Annotated in this window: 19 protein-coding genes, 1 rRNA gene and 1 pseudogene; 11 read left to right on the forward strand and 10 right to left on the reverse strand. The window is 57.0% G+C overall.

What is annotated here, in order from left to right:
- Positions 1-160: 160 nt before the first annotated feature.
- A 5S ribosomal RNA gene (gene rrf, locus RX972_RS26390) occupies positions 161-276 on the forward strand.
- A 144-nt stretch (positions 277-420) separates the two neighbouring features.
- On the opposite strand, the gene RX972_RS26395 is transcribed toward rrf, so the two are convergent.
- From RX972_RS26395 to RX972_RS26405, 3 genes are all read right to left on the reverse strand, one after another.
- Positions 421-1,158, reverse strand: a complete 738-nt coding sequence (locus tag RX972_RS26395; RefSeq protein WP_122706577.1) for a GntR family transcriptional regulator — start codon at positions 1,156-1,158, stop codon at positions 421-423.
- Positions 1,159-1,243: 85 nt separating this feature from the next.
- Positions 1,244-2,425, reverse strand: a complete 1,182-nt coding sequence (locus RX972_RS26400) for an MFS transporter (protein WP_027898374.1) — start codon at positions 2,423-2,425, stop codon at positions 1,244-1,246.
- A 233-nt stretch (positions 2,426-2,658) separates the two neighbouring features.
- Positions 2,659-3,351 carry an HAD-IA family hydrolase gene (locus RX972_RS26405; protein WP_099268350.1) on the reverse strand — a complete coding sequence of 231 codons (693 nt, stop codon included), beginning with the start codon at positions 3,349-3,351 and terminating at the stop codon, positions 2,659-2,661.
- Positions 3,352-3,669: 318 nt separating this feature from the next.
- Between RX972_RS26405 and RX972_RS26410 the strand changes: the two genes are divergently transcribed.
- A complete protein-coding gene (locus RX972_RS26410; protein ID WP_231675395.1) occupies positions 3,670-5,169 on the forward strand; it encodes a YdgA family protein in 1,500 nt (499 codons plus the stop codon).
- A gap of 165 nt (positions 5,170-5,334) precedes the next feature.
- Here RX972_RS26410 and RX972_RS29680 read toward each other — a convergent pair whose 3' ends face one another.
- From RX972_RS29680 to RX972_RS26420, 3 genes and pseudogenes are all read right to left on the reverse strand, one after another.
- A complete protein-coding gene (locus RX972_RS29680; RefSeq protein ID WP_373562205.1) occupies positions 5,335-6,243 on the reverse strand; it encodes a methyl-accepting chemotaxis protein in 909 nt (302 codons plus the stop codon).
- A 3-nt stretch (positions 6,244-6,246) separates the two neighbouring features.
- Positions 6,247-7,398, reverse strand: a pseudogene (locus RX972_RS29685) (FIST signal transduction protein); the annotation flags it as partial.
- Positions 7,399-7,611: 213 nt separating this feature from the next.
- Positions 7,612-8,742 (reverse strand): mechanosensitive ion channel family protein, encoded by a 1,131-nt coding sequence (locus RX972_RS26420; protein WP_231668155.1) that lies wholly within the window; start codon positions 8,740-8,742, stop codon positions 7,612-7,614.
- Between the two features lie 558 nt (positions 8,743-9,300).
- Between RX972_RS26420 and RX972_RS26425 the strand changes: the two genes are divergently transcribed.
- From RX972_RS26425 to codA, 5 genes are all read left to right on the forward strand, one after another.
- Positions 9,301-11,196: a cytochrome c/FTR1 family iron permease gene (locus tag RX972_RS26425; RefSeq protein ID WP_316879877.1), complete on the forward strand. Its 1,896-nt coding sequence runs from the start codon at positions 9,301-9,303 to the stop codon at positions 11,194-11,196.
- 221 nt (positions 11,197-11,417) lie between these two features.
- Positions 11,418-11,867 carry a YaiI/YqxD family protein gene (locus tag RX972_RS26430; RefSeq protein ID WP_027902767.1) on the forward strand — a complete coding sequence of 150 codons (450 nt, stop codon included), beginning with the start codon at positions 11,418-11,420 and terminating at the stop codon, positions 11,865-11,867.
- Between the two features lie 236 nt (positions 11,868-12,103).
- Entirely contained in the window at positions 12,104-13,369 is a 1,266-nt protein-coding gene (codB, locus tag RX972_RS26435; RefSeq protein WP_231673541.1) for a cytosine permease, read from the forward strand.
- The gene (locus RX972_RS26440; protein WP_316879881.1) at positions 13,366-14,583 is read left to right on the forward strand and encodes a PucR family transcriptional regulator; all 1,218 of its coding nucleotides are present in this window, start codon (positions 13,366-13,368) and stop codon (positions 14,581-14,583) included. The genes codB and RX972_RS26440 overlap by 4 nt, the downstream gene beginning before the upstream one ends.
- Before the next feature lie 2 nt (positions 14,584-14,585).
- The gene (codA, locus tag RX972_RS26445) at positions 14,586-15,821 is read left to right on the forward strand and encodes a cytosine deaminase (protein ID WP_316879883.1); all 1,236 of its coding nucleotides are present in this window, start codon (positions 14,586-14,588) and stop codon (positions 15,819-15,821) included.
- 281 nt (positions 15,822-16,102) lie between these two features.
- Here codA and elbB read toward each other — a convergent pair whose 3' ends face one another.
- Together elbB and RX972_RS26455 are read right to left on the reverse strand one after the other, a co-directional pair.
- On the reverse strand, positions 16,103-16,765 hold the full coding sequence (elbB, locus tag RX972_RS26450; RefSeq protein ID WP_122806469.1) for an isoprenoid biosynthesis glyoxalase ElbB: 663 nt from the start codon (positions 16,763-16,765) through the stop codon (positions 16,103-16,105).
- A 273-nt stretch (positions 16,766-17,038) separates the two neighbouring features.
- Positions 17,039-17,719 carry a DedA family protein gene (locus RX972_RS26455; protein ID WP_231675392.1) on the reverse strand — a complete coding sequence of 227 codons (681 nt, stop codon included), beginning with the start codon at positions 17,717-17,719 and terminating at the stop codon, positions 17,039-17,041.
- 220 nt (positions 17,720-17,939) lie between these two features.
- Here RX972_RS26455 and hemB point away from each other — a divergent pair, with 220 nt between their 5' ends.
- Together hemB and ppk1 are read left to right on the forward strand one after the other, a co-directional pair.
- On the forward strand, positions 17,940-18,950 hold the full coding sequence (hemB, locus tag RX972_RS26460; protein ID WP_316879886.1) for a porphobilinogen synthase: 1,011 nt from the start codon (positions 17,940-17,942) through the stop codon (positions 18,948-18,950).
- Between the two features lie 16 nt (positions 18,951-18,966).
- Positions 18,967-21,174 carry a polyphosphate kinase 1 gene (ppk1, locus tag RX972_RS26465; RefSeq protein ID WP_027902029.1) on the forward strand — a complete coding sequence of 736 codons (2,208 nt, stop codon included), beginning with the start codon at positions 18,967-18,969 and terminating at the stop codon, positions 21,172-21,174.
- Here ppk1 and ppx read toward each other — a convergent pair.
- Both ppx and RX972_RS26475 read right to left on the reverse strand, forming a co-directional pair.
- Positions 21,161-22,663: an exopolyphosphatase gene (ppx, locus tag RX972_RS26470; protein ID WP_027902030.1), complete on the reverse strand. Its 1,503-nt coding sequence runs from the start codon at positions 22,661-22,663 to the stop codon at positions 21,161-21,163. The two genes, ppk1 and ppx, sit on opposite strands and share 14 nt — an antisense overlap.
- A gap of 231 nt (positions 22,664-22,894) precedes the next feature.
- Positions 22,895-23,359 carry an Lrp/AsnC family transcriptional regulator gene (locus tag RX972_RS26475; RefSeq protein WP_027902031.1) on the reverse strand — a complete coding sequence of 155 codons (465 nt, stop codon included), beginning with the start codon at positions 23,357-23,359 and terminating at the stop codon, positions 22,895-22,897.
- A gap of 139 nt (positions 23,360-23,498) precedes the next feature.
- Here RX972_RS26475 and RX972_RS26480 point away from each other — a divergent pair, with 139 nt between their 5' ends.
- Together RX972_RS26480 and RX972_RS26485 are read left to right on the forward strand one after the other, a co-directional pair.
- Positions 23,499-23,846 carry a hypothetical protein gene (locus RX972_RS26480; protein ID WP_099268360.1) on the forward strand — a complete coding sequence of 116 codons (348 nt, stop codon included), beginning with the start codon at positions 23,499-23,501 and terminating at the stop codon, positions 23,844-23,846.
- Between the two features lie 107 nt (positions 23,847-23,953).
- Entirely contained in the window at positions 23,954-25,735 is a 1,782-nt protein-coding gene (locus RX972_RS26485; protein ID WP_027902033.1) for a GspE/PulE family protein, read from the forward strand.
- Positions 25,736-26,011 lie beyond the last annotated feature (276 nt).

Below are 26,011 nucleotides of genomic sequence, written 5' to 3' on the forward strand. Positions count from 1 at the left end.
TCGCCGATGGTAGTGGGGGGTTTCCCCATGTGAGAGTAGGTCATCGTCAAGATTAAATTCCAGAACCCCTGATCGCTCACGCGTCCAGGGGTTTTGTTTTAGTAGAAGCCATAGAATTTCGCCGGTGCGTTACTTCAGTGACGAACCAGCTACAGAATTTCTTGACGACCATAGAGCATTGGAACCACCTGATCCCATCCCGAACTCAGTAGTGAAACGATGTATCGCCGATGGTAGTGTGGGGTTTCCCCATGTGAGAGTAGGTCATCGTCAAGATTAAATTCCGAAACCCCCGATCGCTAACGCGATCGGGGGTTTTGTTTTTAAGGCCTTTTAAAATCAGACTTATCAGCTGAATAGCTTACGTGCATTATTCATGGCGTCGTCAGCAATCGCGCGGGATAGAGAGGGCGAGTGTCGCTAGCTGATGCGGGTTTTTGCTTTACGTGCTGGCAATGGCTGAGCGTTTGCCTGGTTACGTAAATATTGAGTGACGGCTTTCACGCCTCGGTTGAGGTGCAGCTGCAGGGCTTGCACGGTTTCATCTACATTTCCGTCCCTGGCAAGGTTGAGTAATTCCCAGTGGTCGTCCTGAGCCAGCTTGCCTAGGCCCATGGCTTCCAGATTGAAGCGCAGAAAGCGCTCTTCCTCGTTCAATCCTTGCTCGACCGCTGCCATCAACCGCTTGTTGGAAACCTTTGCGTAGAGTGCCATATGGAACATACGGTTAAGCCTGCCGATCTCGGCGTAGTCGGTTTCGACTTCAAGCGCCTCAATACAACGCTGGGCCAAGGCCAGGTCTTCGGCGTCGAGTAGCGGGACCGACAGGCGAATCGCTTCGGACTCAAGCAGGATTCGCAGCGCGTAAGCATCAACCGCATCTTCGCCAATCAAAGGGGCCACAACGCCTCCCTTGTGCAGCTCGACGGTTAGCAATGACTGGGCTTCGAGTTGGCGTAGTGCTTCGCGCACAGGCATTCGACTCACACCAAACAGCGTGGCGAGCTCTTGCTGACGCAGTGCGGTTCCGGCCGGTAAACGACCATCCAGAATGGCGCTTCGCAGTTTTTCCTCGATCACTGCCCTGGCTAAATGCGCAGGCGGGTGTTCATCGCCTATGATCGTGCGCAATAGGCTTTCTCTAGCGGTGTTGGGCATCGAGACTTATCTTCATGAGTGCTGTTATTGGATCCAAATGACCCTAGGTCCTGCTCTATAGGTTGTCAAACCGTCAGCATGTAAGTCAGCGATCCGTGGTGATGACTGCCGTTCTTCTGCGTGCGCTCATAAAGCATAGCGTGCCGCCAGCCATCGTCAGTCCGGCCAGGACATAAAACATCGTCGCGGGCGGTGTGTTGATCAGCAGATAGCCGCAAATTACCGGGCTCAGTGCACCGCCGAAGGCAGCCAGGTTCTGCGCGCCGTAATAACTGCCACGCAAAGCCTCGGGCGCTATTGTATCGACGAATAAATATTCGGCGGGATATATGATCATTTCCCCTAGCGTGAAAATAAACATCGCGATGCACCACGTCAGCATGCTGTTCGAGAAACTGAAACCGATCAGGCCAAACACGAACAGTCCGATACCGACACAAATCCACCCGGCGAGCTTCTCACGCTTGAGCCACCGGCCAATCTGATACTGCAGCAGGATTACGGTAACCGCGTTACAGGCCAGCACGGCAGACAGAATGTGCAGTGCATCTTTCTGCGCATGAGTCACCAGCAGAAACTGTGACAGGTATAGCGTGAACCGTCCGTGAACGATGGTGCTGAGCAGGCTGCCGCAGGTGAACAGAATCAGAGTGCGGTCGTTTTTCAGGATGCGGAGCGTGTTGATGAAGCTCTGGGGTTTAACAGTGTCGGCAGGTTTTACTGGAGCAATTCCGACCATCAGAAACACGCTGCCCAAGGCAATCGCTCCGGCAATCAGAAACGGCGCAAGCGGTAAGTATCCAGCGATGAGCACTCCCAGCATCGGCCCGGTCGCATAGCCAATGTTGGTCAACGTGTAGCGCAGTGAGAACACCTTGGCGCGCAGGCCGATGGGCAGATTCTCGCTGATGATTGCTTTCGAACCGATGAGAAATAACGCCGACGCGGCTTCGGTGATCACCAATGTCAGCGTGGTCAGGTAAACGTTATGGGCAAAGGTCAGCAAGGTGAAACCGATAGCGCTTGAAAGCATCGCCACGATCAGCAGCCTGCGTTTGTCCAGACGGTCGATGATGTACCCGCCATAGAGCCCGAGCAGCGTGGCGAGAAACACTGCAATCCCCATCAGCAGACCGACATCTTGCTGATTCAGGCCTAATCGATTACTCAGAAACAGCGTCAGCAAGGGGCTGGTGATCGCACGGCTGACAACGATGGTCAGCGAGCAGATCAGCAGGCGACGGATGACAAGGGAATACGTGGCCACGCGGTGTGTAGGTCCTGAAGGAATAATGCCCGGCAAGCTTATAGCCAAACCGGGCTGGCGTCAGTGGCGGCGACTATCATGCTCGTGGGAACGGCTTTAGCCGCTCCCACAGGAGCGTGACCATCCTGAGATTCCTTTACCCGCATGCTGGTGCGACTCGATCTAAATGACCCGCGTCCAGACTCATCGTCCGTAGCGGGCAGGTTCAGCGACACTAGCTGGTAAGGTAAGCCCTAACCTTTCATCCCCGGCAGTCCCCAGTTCTGCAAGGGGAAGTCAGCCAGCGACTTCAGGATCAGGTCCGCATGCTCATACTGCTCCAGCGGCATGTGCGAATCAGGCACCGCAACGGCGTACATCCCGGCCGCTTTGGCAGCGGTCACGCCGAAAGGCGAGTCTTCGAAGACCAGGCAATCAGCAGGTGCGATGCCCAGGCGGCGAGCGGCGACCAGGAAAATATCCGGCGCGGGTTTGGCTGCGCCCACTTCCGGATCATCCGCCGTCACCACCGTCTCGAACAATTCGAACCATGCGCGGTGCATCTGGATTTTAGCTTTGAAGTAGTGGACTGATGAGCTGGTGCCCACGGCGATGGGAATATTGTTTTCCGCCAGATGCCGCACCAAGGCTTCAGCCCCATGCATCGCGGGTGCTTTCGGGAAGCGCTCATCCAGCATCGGCGCGCGAATTTCAAGGAACTCATCAACGGAAAGCGGCAGCTCCAGCGCCTCAATCACGTAACGCGCGAAATCCTGCGCGCCGCGGCCAATCGTATGCTGCTTGACGGCCCAGTCAAATGTGCGGCCATACCGGCTGGCGATCAGATGGGTGACTTCGGTGTAGACCCCTTCGGTGTCCAGCAACAAGCCGTCCATGTCGAAAATCACGGCCTTGATCGGGCCTCGCTCACTTTGCTGTTCAGTCATCGTCTCGGATCCTGTTATTTCAAACCGGGCCCCAGCCTAACGTCTGGAGCAAGACGATTGCTACCCCATAACTGAATGAAGGCAGTTTGCAACCAAACGGCCGAATCGCTGCCCAACAGCGGTAGAAAAGGATCATTCAAACACACAAAAGAGCGACAACGCTGGGCCACTGGAAGGGCGCGATGATAATCTCTCGCCACTTTTCGCCCTTGCGTTGTGCTGCTTTGGTTGGCCTGGAATCAGGCTGCCGAAAAACCGGCAGAGGGTTCAGGGAAGAATTTTTCCAATTACCAGAAACGGATCTCTTCGAGTCAAAACATGAATAAATCAGTAGGCATCGCAGCTGGCGTTATTGTTGTCGTGGGAGCGCTGGCCACAGCTGGAGCATGGTACACGGGTACCCGAATCGAAGGTGTACTGCGTGATTCGATCGAGCAGGGCAACCAGGAACTGGTGAAATCCCTGAAAGGTTCCGGCAGCGCTATCACGCTGGAAATGCTGTCGATTGATCGGCACCTGTTCAGCAGCACGGCACACTATCGTGTACGCATTCACGACGAGAACCTCACCACTGAAGATAAAAACGCCGAGTTCCTGTTCGTCGATAACATCGAACACGGTCCGCTGCCTTTTTCTCGTTTGAAGAGCTTCAAGCTGCTGCCTGTCATGGCGCAGAGCAATTTTGAAATGGAACAAAGCCCCAGTGCTGCCAAGTGGTTTGCCATGAGCAAGGGCGTGAGTCCGGTCACCGGCCACGCCAGCATCGGCTATGACCGCTCTACCAGTGGCGCGCTGCTGTTGACGCCGCTGGAACTGAAGGATACGGACGGTACGTTCACCTTCTCGGGTCTTCGACTGGATACTGAAGCCAGCGCTGACGCCGAAAAAATCAAAGTGCTTGGCAAGATGGATAACTTTCAGCTGAACGTCACCTCGCCAGAAGGTGATGTCGCGCTGGGTGCCAAAGGATTAACCCTGGACATGGGCGGCACCAAGGGCAAATCCGGCTTCTATCTGGGCCATAACACTGTGAAAGTCGATAACCTCGTGGGGCAGATTGCGGGGCTTGCACCCGTTGCGGTCAAGGACTTGACCGGTACCAGTCTGATTCAGGAAGAGGGCGGTACTCTTGCTGGGCAGGCGAGCTACAACCTCGGCATGATCAGCTACGACGGCAAGGACGTGGGCGCTTTGCAGTCGGCGTTTAAATTCAGCAACTTTGATGTTGCCGCCTCAAAAGCGATGTACGACCTGTATCAAACAAAAATCATGCCGCAACAACAGGCTGCTTACGCTGCCGGTGAGCTGTTTGTACCGCAGCTCAGCCCAGCGGATCAGCAGTTGATGGATGCGCAAATCATCAAACTGCTAGCCGCCAAGCCACACGTCGAGCTTGAAAAGCTTGCCCTCAAAACGGCCAATGGTGAAAGTCACCTGCGTGTTGCTGTGGATTTGACCGACACAGGGACCGAACAGCCATCGCCTGAGCGTTACCGTAACGCCATTGCTCAGATGGAAGCGCGACTGGTTCTATCCAAACCAATGATCGGCGACTTGGCGGCCCTGCAAGCAAATCTCGCCGGGCAAACCGATCCAGCTGCAATTGCTGAACAGGCCAAAGCCGCTGGCGATATGGTGGGTGCCATGGCAGTCATGATGCAAATGGCCAAGGTCGATGGCGATAACATCGTCTCAAACATGCAGTACGCCAATAACATCGTTGATTTCAACGGCCAGAAGATGCCCCCGGCTCAATTTATGGCTCTTATCATGAGCAAGGTAATGGGGATGGAGATGGCACAGCCTCCTACAGAGTAAGCATTTTGTAGGCGTTGCTCGCGATAGCGTCAGGCCAGAGGGTAGTTCTCAACAGGTTGACCGTCATCGCGAGCAAGCTCACTCCTTCATGGCTCTATGTTCGCTGCGATACCGCTCGGTGTAAGGCTCACCGAGACGGTTCCTGCAGTCTCCGCTTCAGTACCGCTACTGCGTCAGTCCCACCAATGTGTCCGCCAGCTTGCGGGTACGCTGTGATGTTCCTGCAGTCATCTCGCTCGAGCCCTCCAGCTCAGCCAGTAAGTCGTTCAACGTTCCCACTTCTGAAGACTGCTGTTCGATGTGCTGCGCTAACTTGCGGATCTCGTCGGCGAGGCGATCAATGTCGGTGCCTATCTCGCTGGCATTCTGCGATGTCTTTTGAGCCAGTTGACGAACTTCGTCGGCAACTACAGCAAAGCCTCTTCCCATTTCCCCTGCTCGCGCGGCCTCGATTGCTGCGTTGAGTGCTAGCAGATTGGTTTGCCCTGCGATTTGCTGAATCATCTGCACAATGGACTGAATTTTCAGGCTCGATTTGGCCAGCTCACGGGAGCTGAGTACCACTTCGTCAGCTTGACTCGTAAGGTTTTTGACGGTGTGACTGGCTCTGTCCATGGCCTTTTCCTGAGTGGAAATGGTCTGGCCCAGTTCGTCCATTGATACGTGCAACTCGCCGGAATAGTGCCGCAGCTGGGTTGAGATTTCCTCTTGGTCGTGATGCGCCTTGACCAGCACATCACCCAGGTCGCTCAAGCCATTGAACACTGGCTGTATATGTTCATCCAGGCCATTGGCATCAATTGCACTTTTGAAGTTGCGGACCTTGAACTGGTCGATCTGCTTGACGACCACCTGACTCAAGCCCGCGAGCTTCTTGATCTGTCGACGCAGGAAAAACGCCTTGAACTCACCGTAGTAGGCAATGAAGTTATCAATGTAATCGTCGCGAAAGACCTGATTGTCCGCGACCCGAAAGAAGAACACGGCGGTCAGTGTCTGGTTGAGATTCAAGCCGAGGATTTCCCCAAAGGTTGAGAAACCCACCACGGGAGTATCGCCAAACACACCAGTCATGCGGCTCAATTCGTTGCCGTTGTTCAGGCGTCGCAGGATGCAGTCGCTTAGCAGGCCAACCAATGGCTTGCCTGACTTGCCCTGCAGGAAGCGCGCAAAATCCTTGCGCGTAGCATCCACCATGGAGGTACGCCGAACCATGACCAACTCTTCGCCTGGCGCAACGTCGCAGAACAGATGCACCCGCTCGTTTGCGTAGTCGATTTGCGCGATGGAACGAACGAACAACTCTTCCCCTACACGTATGGCGAATGAGTATTGGGCAAGCTGCGCTTCCAGTTGGCCCGGTTCGCACTTGAGGATTTCGCACAGTGCCGACACCATGCTGGTGATCTGGCCGCTGGAGGTCACCACCTGGCTGATGTAACGCTCTTCCAGAGAGGCTGTCAGTACGCTCATGCTGAATGGAGTTGGCTCAAAGTTCTGGCTTTTGAATACTCCAAAACGCACGTTTTTGGCGCTTTTGAGAAACACCACCTGGGCGTGATTCACATAACTGCGTTTGCCATCATGAATGGCTGTGGTTTTGAAGTCGCCTTTGCCGCCTGCGGAGCCCCCGACGAACAGGCACGGAAAGCGGCCTGACTCATACAACGCTTCCATGAAGAACGATTCAGAAGCCGATAACCCGTCAAAGGTGACGTATGCGAGCGTGTCGCGATGGTCGATAGGCGTATTGATCGTCGTGCGCTTGATCGAGTCCGTCAGCCGCGCAATACGTTCGCGCATGGACATGCGCTTGCCAGGCGTGCGGATGTCTTCGCTGTGCAGGGGGATGTGCACTATCTCAGCTGACTGAATAACGCTCGAGTCAAACAGGGCCAGCACTACGCGATCCCACTGATCTCCGGTTGCGCAATAGAGCGCGTCATTCTTTGAAGACAACTCGCCAGAGGTGGTGCACAAGCTGATGGCCGTGTTGGGAAAGCGCGCGCTGATGCTACGGGCAATTTGATCGATATCGATATGCGGCGAAACGAATCCCGTTAGGTAAACAGGCTCGAAACTCACGGAGGCAAGTTGCTCACTCAGGCTTCTGGCCGAAGTGATCAGGTTCAGAACACCGCCGGATCTGGCAGGTGTGCCCCGGAGTCTGGAAAAAAGGCTCATGGCAGAAAACTCAAGATTTAAAGGACGAAACTGGTCTCGGGACATCGGCGCTGTATCGATTCAGCGTAGGGTTACACTGCATTGTTTTTTTGTATCGACGCGCATGGTGACGTCATGGGGCTGACGGCCGTTTCCAGACAGACACAGACATGGCGTTTTGCCTTAACGTTCCCAAGGAAACGATAGCTTGCTTCGGGGGTTCTGCTGGTTTACCCGACGAACCTCACCTGCTGGCAGACGAGGTCCGTGGCGAGGGCTCTAGACCGGTGGTTGGCGGGGAATGTCGACCGGCGTTTCGTGCACGTCGATCTCCGGTCGTACATTGCGCGACGAAATTTCCGTGCGCAGTTGCGGCAGGCTTTGTGGATATTGCTTGGCGATGAACGCAATCAGGCGTTCGCGCATGTGGCAACGGGCATCCCAACTGCGTGACGAGTCCGCCGAACTCAGCAGCACTCGCAGTTGCATGGCTTTGGCGTTGGTGTCAGCGACTTGGAGAACGCAGACGCGACCGTCCCACAAGTGCGGGATGTCTTCACAAATACGCTGCACTTCCGCACGCAACTCTTCTACCGGCAGTGAGTAATCCACCCAGACAAACACCGAACCGATCAGGCTGGAAGTCGCACGGGTCCAGTTCTGGAACGGTTTCTCGATAAAGTATTGCAGCGGCACGACCATGCGCCGCTCGTCCCAGATTTTGATGACCACGTAAGTGCCACTGATCTCCTCCACTCGGCCCCATTCGCCCTCCACAATCACCACGTCATCGAGGCGAATGGGTTGGGAGATCGCAATTTGCAGACCCGCAATCAAGTTACCCAGCACCGGCTTGGCAGCAAAACCTGCTGCCAGCCCGGCCAGACCCGCGGATGCCAGCAAGCTGGTGCCGATTTTGGCCACGGGCGGAAAGCTCATGAGGATCAGGCCGGTACCGAACAGCAACACCAGCGCATTCAGGCAGCGGACCAGCACGCGAACCTGAGTCTGTATTCGCCGCGCATGAAGGTTGTCTTCGATATCCAGCGGATTACGGATCGCTACCGTGTCGCCCACCGCTTTGACGCATCTGAGCACCAACCAGGTAAAGCCGGCGGTGACCAACAGCCCGTTGATGTGACGCACAGTGCCAATCAGCACCAGATCGTCAGGTGCAGAGGTCCACACCGTTTGCAGGGCCAACAATGGCAGCAGCCACAAAGTCGGGCTGGCTGTGCGATAAATCAGTTGTTGTGGCAACACAAACGAGTTTGCGACACGGCGCAGCACACTGAGGGCGACCCAGCGGATCAGCAGCGCCAGTAAAACCGCAACGGAGGCGGCGATCAGGGTCTTTAGCCAAGGCAGAGGCACAGCTTCCAGCCAGCTCTGGGGCAACAGATATTCCATCGACGGTATCCCTATCAGATATGACTTTAAGCCGAGCGGACCCTCTCGGATCTGGCCCGTCGGCCTCGATGGCGATAGTTGCCTGAAAAGGTGTGAACCTCACACAGGCGCAAATGTTCCCCTGCGGTTGTATGGTTGTAGTCCAGTTTCCAGGTCGTGGCCCTCGAAATAGAGAGGTCGCAGCATGACGGCGACTTTCTGACCGGCAACAAAAAACCCGCCGAGGCGGGTTTTCTTCAAGACCATTCCAACATCCTGTCGGTAAGCCCTCCGGGCCATGGTCGATCATCCTTGATCCTGTGCGCGTCCTGCGCATCAGCTGTTGGATCCAATGTTACTCAGGAACCAGTAGGTGCAACAGGGCGAATTGCCGCCTCTTCGTGTAAGCCTTTCGCTATAGATGCTAGTCGTTCTCATTACGTAGAGGTTGGATGACTGTGATTTGAGGCGATGTCGAGCATTTGCGTAATATTTAGCAACAAACATCCTGCTGAGCCTTGAGTCGGAACGAAGCCAAGTGAACAATGCGATACCTAATCATTTCGCTGAGATTCACCGATGTCCATGCGTTCCCGTTTTCTGGCCTGGTTGATGCTGCCGTTGTTGGCGTTGTGCAGTTCCAGTCTGTTGGCAGACACCACTGATGGCGCGGCGCAAGCCCTGCATTTGCTTGATTACATTGGCGCGGATTACCCGTCGACCGTGGCTGAAAGCAAGGTGGTGGCAGAAGATGAATACCAGAAGCAGGTGGAAGCACTGGGCGTCTTGAAGGGGCTGGTTGCAGCGCTTCCTGCGCGAGCCGAACGCGCCGAACTTGAGAAAGGCGTGTCCAGCCTTTCCGAAGCGGTTGCCAAGAAGCAGGATGGTGCTCTGATCACCCGCCAGGCTCGCCAATTGGGTGCGCGGTTGGCGGTGGCGTATGAAGTGAGTCAGGCGCCGGTGATTACCCCGGATCCGACGCGAGGTGCGCCGCTCTACGCTCAGCATTGCTCGGTCTGCCATGGCGATGCTGGCGCGGGCGATGGCCCGGCTGGTATCGGTCTGGAGCCGCCGCCTTCTAATCTGCGCGACTCGGCCCGTCTGGATCGACTAAGCCTTTATGACCTTTACAACGCTGTAGGTCTGGGAATTGCCGGAACTGATATGCCAGCCTTCGCCGATCAACTGGATGAACGCCAGCGTTGGGATATTGCGACTTACATTGCGAGTTTCAGCGCGCAGCCAGTGGCGATACCCTTCAAAAACTACAACCTCGCGGACCTCGCGCGGCAAACACCTGCTGAAGTCAGCGCCGCCGAGGGCGAACAGGCGGTTGCCACTTTCCGCGCTCAACGTGCCCAGCCTCCTCAGGTTCAGCGCGGCCCTGCGCAGTTGCTCGATTACACCAGCGAGACGCTGGACAAAAGTCTGGCGGCTTATCGTGCGGGCTCTCACGAGCAGGCTTATGACTTGTCTGTCGCGGCCTATCTGGAAGGTTTCGAGCTGGTTGAAAGTTCGCTGGATAACGTCGACGCCAATGTTCGCAAAGACACCGAAAAGGCTTTGATGGCTTACCGTCAGTCTTTGCAGGACGGTTTGCCGCTGGAGCAGGCCGCGCAAAAACTGGATTTCGCCAAAGCCAAACTTAAAGAGTCTGCGGGCCTGTTGGGCAGCGATGGCTTAAGCACGTCGCTGAGCTACATTTCCGGCCTGCTGATTCTGCTGCGCGAAGGCCTTGAGGCGATTCTGGTGTTGGCGGCGATCCTTGCGTTCCTGCGTAACACTGGCCAGGAATCAGCGGTGCGCAGCGTCAATATTGGCTGGGCGCTGGCTTTGTTGGCGGGGCTCGGGACCTGGGCGCTGGCGGCTTACGTGATTGACGTCAGCGGTGCTCAACGCGAATTGCTTGAGGGTGCGACGGCGTTGTTCGCCAGCGTGATGGTCTTGTGGTTGGGAGTGTGGATGCACGACCGTCGCCATGCGGCGGCCTGGCAGGATTACATCAAGAGCAGCCTGGTGGGCGGCGGTGGACGATTCGGTTTTGCGATCCTGGCGTTCTTCTCGGTTTATCGCGAGTTGTTCGAAGTGATTCTGTTCTATGAGACCCTGTGGCTGCAGGCTGGCCCGGCCGGGCACAACGCGGTTCTGGCGGGCGGTGCCACGGCGCTGGTGTTGCTGATCGGCCTGGCGTGGATCATCCTGCGCGGCTCGGCCAAACTGCCGTTGACGCTGTTCTTCGGTATCAACGCCGCGTTGTTGTGTGCGTTGTCGGTGGTGTTCGCCGGGCATGGTGTAAAAGCCCTTCAGGAAGCCGGTATTTTCGGGACTCGTCCTGTGCCGTTCTTCGAGTTCGACTGGCTGGGGATACATGCCGATGCTTATTCGCTGAGTGCACAGCTGATAGCCTTGCTGGCGATTGCAGTGCTGTATGGCCGCAGTTGGCTGGCGGAAAAGCGCAGGGCGCAGGTAGTGTGATCTAGACTTCTGCTGCCATCGTGAAATAAACGCGGACCCTGTGGGAGCGAGGCTTGCCCGCGATAAGGCCGGACGCTATCCAAAGTGAACCGGGTCCAGCCTTACCGCGGGCAAGCCTCGCTCCCACAGAAATAGCGTCCCAATTCAAGTAATTTGAGTGGTGCTCAATGGGCGTGAGCTTGCTCCTCCAGAGATGTGTCCATTTTTGAACGAGGTGCATCATGCGCGTCTGGATCGATGCCGACGCTTGCCCCAAGGCAGCAAAAGAACAGGTCATCAAGTTCGCGCTCAAACGTCAGTTTGAGGTGGTGCTGGTTGCCGGGCAGAGTCAGATCAAGCCCACGTACACCCTGGTTAAACTGATCGTGGTGCCCAGCGGCCCTGACGCTGCGGACGATTATCTGGTTGAACATGCCGTGCCCGGCGAACTGGTGATTTGCAGCGATGTGCCGCTGGCCGATCGGCTGGTCAAGAAGGGCGTTGCTGCGCTGGATCCTCGCGGTAAAGAATTCGACACGCAAAACATGGGCGACCGGCTCGCCGTGCGTAACCTGTTCACCGACCTGCGCGACCAAGGGCAGATGGGTGGTGGTCAGCCGCCTTATGGTGACCGCGAAAAACAGGCGTTCGCCAACTCACTGGACCGGATTCTCACGCGGCTTACTCGCTAAGCATCCCGCTAAGCAGCGCAGCCTAAAACGGTGCGTTCGTGCCTCAGAATGAACCACTATGCACAGTCTGATGCTGCATCCTCAGCTTAAAGTGTGCAGAGTGAACATCGCTCGATATTGGCTCTGCCCGCTTTTTTTCACTTCGCAACGTTGTCCGGAAACGGCCTGGTTATTGCTCTTGCACCAGCCTGCCGTTGAATCCGAATCCCAACCTTGTCGATGTGGAGAAAAACGATATGAGTTCACCCAGCGAGTTTCCCTTGAGTGAAGCCCCGCGTGAAGGACGCAAGGGGCTGCTGTCGATTTCCATGGTGCTGTTCAGTTTCACCTTCTTCACCGGCACCATGTTTGCGGGCGGCAAGCTGGGCATGGCGTTCAACTTCGTCGACATGCTGTGGATCGCCGCCATCGGTAACAGCCTGTTGGCGATCTATGCCGCAGCTCTGGCCTTCATCGCCTCGCGCAGCGGTTTGAATACTGTTTTGATGGGGCGCTTTTGTTTTGGCGAAGCGGGCAGTCGGCTTTCCGATGTGCTGCTCGGTTTTGCCGAGCTGGGCTGGTACGCATGGGGCACCGCAACCGTGGCCATTGTATTGGTAAAGATGCTCGGTCTGGCCGAAGGCTTCACCTCACCACTGATGGTCCTGTTTGGGCTGGGCTTCAGCATCACCGCGATCATCGGCTACAAAGGGCTGGACGTGCTGTCGCGGATCTCCGTGCCGCTCATGTTCGTGCTGCTGATCATCTCCATGTACATCGCCACCCGAGATGTAGGCGGTTTCCAGGGATTGGCGGCGGTTATTCCTCACGAGACCATGACGCTTTCAGCGGCCATCACCATGGTCTTCGGAACGTTTGCCAGCGGTGCGACCCAAGCCACTAACTGGACGCGCCTGTCGCGCAGCGGACGCGTTGCCGTGACTGCCAGCGTCGTCGCCTTCCTGCTGGGTAACGGTTTGATGGTCGTTGCAGGCGCGTGGTGTGCGATGGTTTATCAGCAGGCTGATATCGTTGAAGTGATGATGCTTCAGGGTCTTTCGTTCGCCGCAGTGATCATGCTTTGTTTGAATCTGTGGACCATTCAGGGACCGACCATCTACAACGTTTCAGCGGCGGCCTGCCACCTGCTGCGCAGCGAGCGACGCCGAACCATGACGTTGATTGCAGCGGCGCTCGGTATCGTGCTGGCCATCGGTGGCATGTACGAAATGCTGATTCCTTTTCTGGTGTTGCTGGGTTCTATCATCCCGCCGATTGGCGGCGTGATCATGGCTGACTTCTGGTATCGCCACCACGGCAAATACCCGGTGTTGGCCAGCGTCACGCTGCCGCGCTACAACCTGCTGGGGCTGTCGGCTTATGCCATCGGCGCCGCGCTGGCGTATTTCTCGCCCTGGATCGCGCCTCTGGTAGGCATCGCCGCTTCGGCCATCTGCTACATCGTCCTGCTTGAAGTGACGGGCAAGCGCAGCATGGTCGCCGGCGTACAGGAGGAGCTTTGAGCCTGACCGTTGAGGAAATTCTCCAGCTTCCCGGGCTGGAGGAAATGGTCGTGCGTTCAGGATCAGCCAACCTGCATCGCAGCGTGCGCTGGTCATACGTTGCCGAGAACGAAGGTATTGCCGACTGGATCATGGGCGGCGAGCTGGTATTCATCACCGGCATCAATTATCTGCGCGATGAAGCCAATCTGTTGCGCGTGGTGCAGGAGGGTGATGCCAATGGTATTGCCGGGTTGGTGATTCTGACCGGCAATGCCTACATCCAGCAGATCCCCGAGTCCGTGATTGAGTTGGCGGAGCAGTGCGGTTTGCCGCTGATCGAGCAGCCGTATCTGTTGAAGATGGTCATCGTCACCCACCTGATCGGCACGGCATTGGTGCAGATGGCGCAGACCAAGCGCTCGCGTCACGACATCCTCGGGCAGTTGCTCAGCGGTGATTACCCGAGCCTGAGTATTGCCCGACAAAGGGCCGCGCATTTACGGCTGCCATTGGAGGTGCCTCGGCGTCTGGTGGCCCTGCGCCTGTCGGCGGTCAGCGTGTTGTTCGACAGCCATGCCCCGGAGGCTGCGGAACGGCTGCTGCAACAAACCCGGCAAGCGGTTCTCGACCATCTCGACGCCTGGAATCGCGTATTGCCGGACGCTTTGCCGGTCATCGTCCAGGGCGACTTGTTTATTTTGCTGTTGCCCAGGCTTGAAGCGATCCGTAGTGAGCTGGCGCGGCTTTACCGCGATCTTTCGTCAGTGCTGGGCGACATGGCGTTGTTCATGGGGCTGGCCCATCCGGTCGAAGACTGCGGGCAATATCGGCAGGCGCTGAATGAGGCTCGTCAGGCGCTGGATGTCGCCGAACACTTGCGACCCGCCAGTGGCCTTTGCGATTTCAGCGAACTGGGTGTGTTGCGTCTGCTGCAAGCGGTTACTGATCGCTCGGTCATCGATAGCTTCGTCAAACAGACCCTCGGGCCGCTGATCGAGAGCAACCGCAAGCAGCCCCACAGCCTGATCGAAACACTGGACGCCTTGCTCCAGGAAAACGGTAACGGACTCAAGGCCGCCCAGCGCCTTGGCATCCATCGCAACACCATCAACCAACGTATTCAGCGTATCGAGCAGCTCAGCGGGCAATCCCTCGACGACGCTAATTTTCGAATGAACGCTTCGGTTGCGCTGCTGGTATGGCGCATGTCCGAGGCTCAGCGACAGGATTAGTCATGAACATCATTAATGCCACGTTGCGTAAAACCCAAGGGCTGCACACCGTCACCTGGGAAAACGGCTGCATCACCGCCATCACCGCTCAGACGGAAAGCGTGCAGCCTGTATCAGATGATATTGATGCCTGCGGCCAACTGGTCATTGCGCCATTGGTGGAACCGCACATTCACCTGGATGCAACGCTGACCGCCGGTGAGCCTGAGTGGAACATGAGCGGCACCCTGTTCGAAGGCATAGAGCGCTGGGCCCAGCGCAAGGAAACCATTACCCACGAAGACACCAAGCAACGCGCTCACACCACGATCCGCATGTTGGCTGAGCACGGCATTCAGCATGTTCGGACCCACATTGATGTCACCGACCCGACACTGGGCGCGCTCAAGGCGATGCTTGAAGTGCGTGAAGAAGCCCGCCATCTGATAGATCTGCAGATCGTTGCCTTTCCTCAAGAGGGCATCGAGTCCTACGAAGGTGGGCGTGAATTGATGACGCGTGCCGTGGAAATGGGCGCGGACGTGGTGGGCGGTATCCCGCACTTCGAAAACACCCGCGAGCAGGGCGTCAGCTCGATCAGGTTCCTGATGGATCTGGCTGAGCGAACAGGTTGTCTGGTGGACGTGCATTGCGACGAAACCGATGACCCGAATTCGCGCTTTCTTGAAGTCCTTGCTGAAGAGGCGCGGGTGCGTGGCATGGGCAGCCGTGTAACGGCCAGCCACACCACCGCCATGGGGTCTTATGACAATGCTTACTGCTCAAAGCTGTTCCGGCTGCTGAAAAGGTCGGGCATCAACTTCGTCTCCTGCCCGACCGAGAGCATTCACCTGCAAGGGCGTTTCGACACCTACCCCAAGCGCCGCGGCCTGACCCGTGTCGCAGAGCTGGACCGCGCCGGGATGAACGTGTGCTTTGGTCAGGACTCGATCAAAGATCCCTGGTACCCACTGGGCAATGGCAACATCCTGCGCGTACTGGATGCGGGCTTGCACATCTGTCACATGATGGGTTTCGAAGACCTTTCACGCAGCCTGGACCTGGTCACTGACAACAGCGCCAGAACCCTTAATCTGGACGAGGGCTATGGCATCGCAGTGGGCCGGCCGGCGAATCTGGTCATTCTGGATGCTGAAAGTGATTACGAAGCGGTGCGTCGTCAGGCAAAGGCGCGAGTGTCAATCAGAGGCGGGAAAGTATTGATGACGCGGGTGCCGGAGCGGGTTGAGTTTAGTTAAACCCTATCGCGAATGCTTTTCTGTAGGAGCTGCCGAAGGCTGCGAAAGGCGGACTGTCTGCCTTACTGATTCGCAGCCCTCGGATTACATATAAATCATTGATCAGATTATATTTTATGTAGGAGCGAGGCTTGCCCGCGATAGGGCCCACGCGACCTAAAGTGAATCGCATCCAGCCTTATCGCGGGCAAGCCTCGCTCCCACATAGAAACTGTGTTTGCTGCGCGACAGGGCAGCGTCAAAGACGGGACGGCCACTCCTGCAAAGGATTGATCCAGAATCTACCCTTCGTGGGTCAACTCCAGCACCCGGTCCACCAGCTTGTTAATCCCGGCGGCTGCCTCGCCGATGGTTTTGGCGACCATATAAGCCGGCGTGCTGACCAGCTTCCGGGCTTGGTCTTCGACGATATCGGTCACTTCGCATTCCTGGTGTTCACCCTTCATGAGGGTGATGGCCTGTGCGGTCTCGGCATCGTTGCCGATGGTGCAGGTGACGCCCGGGCCATAAATTTTGGCGGCCAAAGCGGGGCTGATGCAGATCAGCCCGACCGGCTTGCCAGCCTCGGCGAATGCTTCTGCCAGTGCCAGGACTTCAGCCTGCACCTTGCAATCCGCCCCAGCAGTGGCGAAGTCGGAGAGATTCTTGGCTGCACCGAAACCACCGGGAATGATCAACGCATCAAACCGGGTAACGTCTGCTTCACGAATATCCTCGATGGCGCCGCGAGCGATCCGGGCGGATTCCACCAGCACGTTGCGGGTCTCCGGCATCTCTTCGCCCGTCAGGTGATTGATCACGTGATGCTGAGTGATGTTTGGCGCAAAACACTGGACGGCTGCGCCGCGTTGATCAAGGCGCAGCAGTGTCAGCACGCTTTCATGAATTTCCGCGCCGTCATAGACGCCACAGCCGGACAAAATCACGGCGACTTTCTTTTGCATGATCATTCTCCCTATCGAGCGCAGCGGTCTGCTCAAGACTTTTATCTGATCTTGGGACAAGCGTCTGGGGCGGGGATTCAATCCAATGCACTGCGTTCTGAAACCGCGCAGAAAACGATTTACTTGTAGGAGCTGCCGAAGGCTGCGATGGAGGTGTGTCAGGCTGAATGCTTTCGCAGCCTTCGGCAGCTCCTACAGAAAAGCATTCCAATGGGGCATGAGGAGGGGACTTACAGGCGAGCGCAATGCCGGAGCATTGCGCTCGTGGTGGAGCTAGCGGTCGCCGTGCTTCTTGCTGTCGGCAGGGACGTCAACGGTGACCTCAGCCGGAACCGGGCTAACGACGCCGGCATCAGCTTCGGCCGCTGCTGCCATGGAGGCAGCGGCGGCTTCTTCCCGGGCGATACGCGCGTTCTTGAAACGACGACGCAGCCAGAGGGCGAACCCGAGTACCAGTAATGCGCCAAGCACCCACAATTCATACTTCTTGATATTGCCCAACATGCCTTCTAGCACCGCGCCGAAATGGTACGCCGCATAACCCAGCGCCGCAGCCCAGACAGCCGCACCGATACCGTTGAGGATCAGATAGCGCAGTGGCGGATAGCCTGATAGACCAATGGCTACGGGCATGACTGTTCGCAAGCCGTAGACAAAGCGGAAGCTTAATACCCAGAGATCCGGGTGCCTGCGTATATGCGCCAGCGCCTTGTCGCCCATGAGCTGCCATCGCGGCTTGCGCGCCAGGATTTTGCGGCCGTGCCTGCGCCCCATGTAGTACCAGAGCTGGTCACCTGCATAGCTTCCGAAGAAAGCCACGACCACGACCAGTTTGATGTCCATGTATTCACGGAACGCCAGGAATCCAGCGAGAACCAGAATGGTCTCGCCTTCAAAGAAGGTGCCGATGAAGAGGGCGAAGTAGCCAAATTCGTGCAAGAAATTCTGGAGCATTGTCTGGATGCTGGCGAAATGAACGCGCAGCCTAACTCGGCCAAGGCATTCAGGAAAGTGTGGAAATGTGTCTCGACGTGAATCTTTCCTACAAGGACAATGGCAAATACCTCAACTGCGGCCCCGAGTCGCATGCTGGCCCACGACTGTCACACATTAGTCATAATAGCCGCTTATAACTGTCACGCTTGCCCGTGTACGCGGGCTCAGGAGTCTCGCCGTGAGCTTTACCCCCGCCAATCGCCTCTTTCCTCTTGCCCGCCTGCGTCGCAATCGTCGCGATGACTTTTCTCGTCGTCTGGTCCGTGAAAACGTTTTGACTGTCGATGACCTGATTCTTCCCGTATTTGTACTCGATGGTGAAAACCGTCGTGAAGAAGTGACTTCGATGCCTGGCGTCGAGCGCCTGAGCATCGATCTGCTGCTGGAAGAGGCGCAGAAATGGGTTGCACTGGGTATTCCAGCGCTGGCGCTGTTCCCTGTGACGCCGGTCGAGAAGAAAACCCTGGATGGCGCCGAAGCCTGGAATCCGGACGGTATTGCCCAGCGTGCCACCCGCGCGCTGCGTGACCGTTTCCCGGAGCTGGGCGTCATCACTGACGTGGCACTGGATCCGTTCACGACCCATGGTCAGGACGGGATTCTCGACGAAGAAGGCTACGTGCAGAACGACATCACTGTCGACGCGCTGGTCAAACAAGCGTTGTCCCACGCCGATGCAGGTGCGCAGGTTGTGGCGCCTTCCGACATGATGGACGGTCGGATTCAGGCCATTCGCGAAGCACTGGAACTGGCCGGACACGTCAATGTGCGGATCATGGCTTACTCAGCCAAGTATGCCAGCGCCTATTACGGGCCATTCCGCGATGCGGTCGGTTCAGCATTGAATCTGGGCAAGGCGAACAAGGCGTCTTACCAAATGGATCCGGCCAACAGCGATGAAGCGTTGCACGAAGTGGCGGCGGATCTGGCTGAAGGCGCGGACATGGTCATGGTCAAACCGGGCATGCCTTATCTGGACATCCTTCATCGGGTCAAGGATGAGTTCAAAGTGCCGACATTTGTTTATCAGGTCAGCGGCGAGTACGCGATGCACATGGCCGCCATCCAGAATGGCTGGCTGAGTGAAGGCGTCATTCTTGAATCGCTCACCGCTTTCAAACGCGCAGGGGCTGACGGCATCCTCACTTATTTCGCCGTCCGCGCTGCAGAATTGTTAAAAGGGCAATAGCCGTACAGGAACATTCATGAATACCGAAGGACTCACCGAAGCTGCTGTTGAAGTCAACGATCAGGAAGTTCTGACTGTGGTCGAGCCAAGCATTGAGGTTTTACCCGCAATCGTCGAGACGCCACCGGTTCCGGCCCTTGTCGTGCCGAATCTGGATGACAGCAGTCTGTACATCCATCGTGAACTCTCGCAGCTCAAGTTCAACATTCGCGTGTTGGAACAGGCACTGGATGAGTCCTATCCGTTGCTGGAGCGGCTCAAGTTTCTGCTGATTTTTTCCAGCAACCTCGATGAGTTCTTCGAAATTCGTGTCGCCGGTCTGAAAAAGCAGATCACGTTCGCCCGCGAACAAGCCGGTGCCGATGGTCTGCAGCCGCATCAGGCGCTGGCCCGCATCAGTGAACTGGTGCACGGCCACGTTGATCGCCAATATGCGATCCTCAATGACATTCTGCTGCCTGAGCTTGAAAAGCATCAGGTGCGCTTCATTCGTCGCCGTCACTGGACAGCCAAGCTTAAGGCTTGGGTTCGTCGTTATTTCCGTGACGAAATCGCGCCGATCATCACGCCCATCGGCCTGGACCCGACTCACCCGTTCCCGCTGCTGGTTAACAAGAGCCTGAACTTCATCGTCGAACTGGAAGGCATCGATGCTTTCGGTCGTGACTCCGGTCTGGCAATTATTCCGGCTCCGCGCCTGTTGCCGCGTGTGATCAAGGTGCCGGAAGACGTCGGCGGCGCCGGGGATAACTTCGTGTTCCTGTCGTCGATGATCCATGCTCACGCGGATGATCTGTTCCAGGGCATGAAGGTCAAGGGCTGTTATCAGTTCCGTCTGACCCGTAACGCCGACCTGGCGCTGGACTCTGAAGATGTGGAAGACCTTGCCCGCGCGCTGCGTGGCGAGTTGTTCTCCCGTCGTTATGGTGATGCGGTACGTCTGGAAGTGGCCGACACCTGCCCTAAACATCTGTCGGATTACTTGCTCAAGCAGTTCAACCTGTCCGAGTCCGAGTTGTATCAGGTCAACGGCCCGGTCAACCTGACGCGTCTGTTCAGCATTACCGGTCTGGACAGCCATCCGGAGCTGCAATACCAGCCGTTTACCCCTGCCATTCCGAAACTGCTGCAAAACAGCGAGAACATTTTCAGCGTCATCAGCAAGCAGGACATTCTGCTGCTGCATCCCTACGAGTCCTTCACGCCAGTGGTCGATCTGCTGCGTCAGGCCGCGAAAGACCCGCACGTTCTGGCTGTCCGCCAGACCCTGTATCGCAGCGGTGCCAACTCGGAAATCGTTGATGCACTGGTAGACGCGGCCCGCAACGGTAAAGAGGTCACTGCGGTGATCGAGTTGCGCGCGCGCTTTGATGAAGAGTCCAACCTGCAACTGGCCAGCCGTCTACAAGCTGCGGGTGCAGTCGTGATCTACGGTGTGGTGGGCTTCAAGACCCACGCCAAGATGATGCTGATCCTGCGTCGTGAGGCGGGCGAAATCGTGCGCTATGCGCACTTGGGTACCGGTAACTACCACGCTGGTAACGCCCGTCTGTATACCGACTACAGCCTGCTGACCTCCGACGACGCTTTGTGCGAAGACGTCGGCAAAATGTTCAGTCAGTTGATCGGCATGGGTAAAACCCTGCGCATGAAGAAACTGCTGCATGCGCCGTTTACGCTGAAGAAGGGCATGCTCGACATGATTGCCCGGGAAACCCAGTTCGCTGTGGACGGCAAGCCGGCGCATATCATTGCCAAGTTCAATTCGCTGACCGATCCGAAGATCATCCGCGCGCTGTACAAGGCCAGTCAGTCTGGCGTACGTATTGATCTGGTGGTGCGTGGCATGTGCTGCCTGCGGCCGGGTATCCCGGGCGTTTCTCACAACATCCATGTGCGCTCGATCATTGGCCGCTTCCTGGAGCACACGCGGGTGTTCTACTTCCTCAATGGCGGCGACGAGCAGATGTATCTGTCGAGTGCCGACTGGATGGAGCGCAACCTCGACAAGCGCGTCGAGACTTGCTTCCCGGTAGAGGGCAAGAAGTTAATTCTGCGCGTGAAGAAAGAGCTTGAGCTTTATCTGACCGACAACACCCACAGCTGGCTGCTGCAGCCAGATGGCACCTACGTGCGAAGCACGCCGACCGGCAATCAGAATGCTCGCAACGTTCAGGCGACCCTGTTGGAGCGCCTGAGCAACCCGGTCCTCAGCGTACGCTGAGGACGATACCGACCCGGGTCAGCCACTCCGCTTCCAGCGCGAAGTCGGCCTGGGTCAGTTGGTTGTTTTCCAGCCAGCCTTCCGGGAATACCACGTCAAGATTGTTGCCGCTGGCGGTGAGCACCGGCTGAGGCATCTCCTGCACGCCACGAATGTGGTGGAACAGGATCGCAAAGCGTAACAGCACGCACAGACGAATCAGTTTTTCGCCCTCTGCGCCGAACTCGGCAAACTTGTCCTTGGGAATATTACGGCGGTGGCCGCGCACCAGCAGCGCAAGCATTTGCTGGTCTTCCCGGGAGAAACCCGACAGGTCGGAGTGCTCGATCAGGTAAGCGCCATGCTTGTGGTAGTGGTAGTGAGCGATGTCGAGGCCGACTTCGTGGACCTTGGCTGCCCAACTGAGCAGTTCCCGGTAGCTGTCATCTTCCAGATCCCAGGCATGAGCGACCTGCTCAAGGGCGTGCAGGGCCTTTCGCTCCACACGAGCAGCCTGTTCAAGGTCAACGTGATAACGCTCCATCAGCGAGCTTAGCGTGCGCTCACGGACGTCTTCATGGTGATGACGGCCCATCAGGTCATACAGCACACCTTCCCGCAGCGCGCCTTCGCAGTGATCCATGCGCTGCAGTTCCAGTGCGTCGAAGATCGCTTCGAGGATCGCCAGGCCTGCCGGGAAGATCGAGCGGCGATCAGGCTTGATGCCGTCGAAGTCAATCTTCTCTACATCGCCCAGTTTGAACAGTTTGCGCTTGAGCCATGCCAGGCCGTCGGCATTCACTTCACCCGAGCCCTGACCGTTGGCCTTGAGCGCCAGCCCGATCGCACGGATGGTGCCCGACGAACCGATCGCCTCATCCCACTTCAGACGATGCAGGGCGTGTTCAATGCTCATGATCTCCAGGCGAGCGGCGGTATAGGCCTGCGCATAACGTGCCGGAGTGATCTTGCCGTCCTTGAAGTAGCGCTGGGTGAAGCTTACGCAACCCATCTGCAGGCTTTCGCGCAGCAGGGGTTCAAAGCGCTGACCGATGATGAACTCGGTACTGCCACCGCCGATGTCCGCCACCAGACGTTTGCCGGGGGTATCAGCCAGGGTATGGGACACACCGAGATAAATCAGGCGGGCTTCTTCACGGCCTGAAATCACTTCTACCGGATGGCCGAGAATTTCCTCGGCGCGAACGATGAATTCATTACGGTTACGTGCTTCGCGCAGGGCGTTGGTACCCACGATGCGGACCGCACCCAACGGCAGACCGTTGATCAGTTGGGCAAAACGCTTGAGGCAGTCGAGCCCTCGCTGCATGGATTCTTCGTTGAGGTGTCGCTCTTCGTTGATGCCAGCCGCCAGTTGAACCTTCTCTCCGAGGCGCTCCAGGATGCGGATATCCCCGGAGTTGGCTTGAGCTACCACCATGTGGAAGCTGTTCGAGCCCAGGTCAATGGCAGCGATCAGGGAAAGATTCTTGGCTTTGGATTGCGGCATGATCAGAAAATCTCGGTCGATAACCGCGCCATCGTGCCACGATCCATGGCTGCCGCCAACGCGAAGCTTTGAAGCTGGCGCTTGGCCTGCAATATCCGTGGCTTGGATCAATTAATTGGCAGGCCTGACGCGTACCTGTGGGAGCTGGGCTTGCCCGCGATAAGAGCACCGTCATATTCGGACATTGTGGGGTTCTTATCGCGAGCAAGCTCGGCTCCCACAAACGGAGTATCAAACCGGCAAACTGGTCGTGGATTTGATCTCCGACAGGGCAACCGTCGAATTCACTTCCTGAATGCCCGGCACCAGCGAAAGCTTTTCAAAGAAGAACCGCTCGTACGCCTCGATGTCCGGCGTCACGATGCGCAGCAGGAAATCCACCGACCCCATCAGCACATAGCACTCCAGCACTTCAGGAAAGCCGCGAATGGCCTCGGTAAACTCGGTGAAGTTCGAGCGACCGTGAGCATTGAGCTTCACCTCGGCAAAGATCTGCGTATTGAGACCGATCTTCTTGCGGTCCAGCAGCGATACCTGTCGACGAATGACCCCTTCATCCTTGAGCCGCTGAATCCTGCGCCAGCACGGCGATTGGGATAACCCCACCTGCTCGGCGATTTGCGCACTGGACAGGGACGCGTCCTCCTGAAGCAGCGCAAGAATCTTGCGATCGTAAGCATCCAGTTCGGTTTGCATAACTATTTCTCTCTATGGAGATATGGCGCATTAACAAGTCGGAAAGAGATTAAATCAATCAAGGATGGACCAGAAATTTCTTTTTCCGCATGCAAGAATTTCTTTCAGTCACTTAACCCTCTAAATCGCAGAGGTCAGCATGCCCAATCTCGAAGCCGTTACTTCACTGTCGCAACGTCCGGATACCTGGGCGGCTGACAATGCCCATTGCTGCGCGCGTTATAAGATTCTGGTCGAGGCTGAGGCCGATTCACTGTGCCGAGTGCTGAATCTCTTTGCGATGCAGTACCTGATCCCTCATCAGGTCAACGTGATGCAGGAGGACGACGTGTTGGGTATCGACGTTGAGATCGCTAATCTGACCTGGCACCGGGCGCAGGTGATTGCGGAAAAAATGCGCAGCCTGATCAACGTCTGCTCGGTAGAATTGGAACAACTGGCCCAGCCTTACGTCTCAAACACAACGGTTTCCCTCGCCGTCGGTTAAGCCTGGCAGAAAAAAAACGTAACTCATGTGTACGCATATGCCGAAATAACTGACACGCTGGGGGCTACGCTTGGTTCGTTTGAGCCGAATTGTCCAAAGGAATCCGCATGTCAGTTCACGCCTCATCACAGGATCGTTGGCTGGATCTGAATGATCTGCTGCGCGATCTGGTCGCTGAAGGGTTTATCGATCAGAACAGTGCCGAGATTGCACTGACCCATAGGCGCAGTGCCGCGAACCTGCAACTGCATCCGCTTGAGTTTATCGCTGCGCAACAGCTCGATGACCTCAAACGGCCGGGGCGCAAGCTGGATCTGGAAACCCTGACTGCCTGGCTCGCAGCCCAAAGCGGGCAGCCTTATTTGCGGATCGACCCGCTGAAGATCAAGGTCGCTTCAGTCACGCCCTTGATGTCTTACGCTTTTGCGCAACGCCACAAGATTCTGGCGGTGGCGGTCGATCATGACTCAGTGACCATCGCCAGCGCGCAGCCCTATGTGCATGGCTGGGAAGCTGACCTGACCCACGTGTTGAAACTGCCAATACGGCGTGTGGTGGCCAACCCGGTCGATATTCAGCGGCTGGCGGTGGAATTCTATCGGCTGGCCAAGTCCGTCAGCGGCGCTGCCGCGACGGATCAGAAAATCAGTGGCATGGGCAACTTCGAACAGTTACTCAAGCTGGGTGCCAGTGACCAGGAGCCCGATGCGAACGACGCGCACATCGTCAATATCGTCGACTGGTTGTTCCAGTACGCTTTCCAGCAGCGCGCCAGTGATATCCATATCGAGCCCCGCCGTGAGCAGGGCACGGTGCGCTTTCGCATCGACGGCGTGCTGCACAACGTTTATCAATTCCCCGCGCAAGTCACTATGGCCATCGTCAGCCGCTTGAAAAGCCTTGGTCGCATGAATGTTGCCGAGAAGCGCAAGCCGCAGGACGGACGGGTTAAAACCAGCACCCCTGATGGCGGCGAGGTTGAGCTTCGTCTTTCAACACTGCCGACGGCGTTTGGGGAAAAAATGGTCATGCGGATCTTCGATCCGGATGTACTGCTGAAAAACTTCGACCAGCTCGGGTTTTCCAGCGACGACCTGCGCCGCTGGGAGGGCATGACCCGTCAGCCCAACGGCATCATTCTGGTCACCGGGCCGACCGGTTCTGGCAAGACCACCACGCTTTACACCACGCTCAAGATGCTCGCGACGTCAGAGGTCAACCTGTGCACCATCGAAGACCCTATCGAGATGGTCGAGCCCGCATTCAATCAGATGCAGGTCCAGCACAACATCGATCTGTCGTTTGCCAGCGGTGTCCGTGCGTTGATGCGGCAAGACCCGGACATCATCATGATCGGCGAGATTCGTGATCTCGAGACTGCGGAGATGGCGATCCAGGCCGCGCTTACCGGTCACTTGGTGCTCTCGACGCTGCACACCAACGACGCACCCAGTGCGATCAGCCGGATGTTGGAACTTGGCGTACCGCATTACTTGCTCAAGGCGACCATTCTTGGGGTCATGGCTCAGCGACTGGTGCGAACTCTGTGTCCGCACTGCAAGGCACCGGTGCAACTGGATGAGGGCGACTGGCAGAGCCTGACCCGACCATGGCAAGCGCCTGTGCCGGCCGGCGCGCACCGGGCAGTAGGTTGCGTGGAGTGCCGTGACACCGGCTACCGTGGCCGTGCCGGGGTGTACGAGATCATGCTGATGTCCGATGGCGTGCAAGGTTTGATCAGCGCCGACCTTGACCTTACCGCGATGCGTCGCCAGGCGTTCAAAGAGGGCATGCGCAGTTTGCGCTTGTCCGGCGCACAGAAAGTCTCGGCGGGGCTGACCACACTTGAAGAAGTGCTACGCGTGACGCCGCAGAGCGAACAGCGCTGAGGTCGTCTGGAGCGCGGTTTACAGTGGAGGATTCCGGTGCTGGCCTGCAAGGGTTGATCCCGGTGGGAGCGAATTCATTCGCGAATGCGTCTTGTCAGGCGACAGAAGTGTTGAATCTGCGGGCCTTTCCCGAATAAATTCGGTCCCACACAGACTGTGTGAAAACCTAGCCAACTCCTTTCAGATTTAAGAAAATGCTCCGCATCGAAAGATGCGGGGCATTTTCCATGACATACATTCAAGGCGAATCACGAAACCAGACCAGCCTGTTTCCGG

Origin of the sequence: Pseudomonas syringae group sp. J309-1, from assembly GCF_032582135.1 — a bacterium.
GTDB lineage: Bacteria > Pseudomonadota > Gammaproteobacteria > Pseudomonadales > Pseudomonadaceae > Aquipseudomonas > Aquipseudomonas quasicaspiana.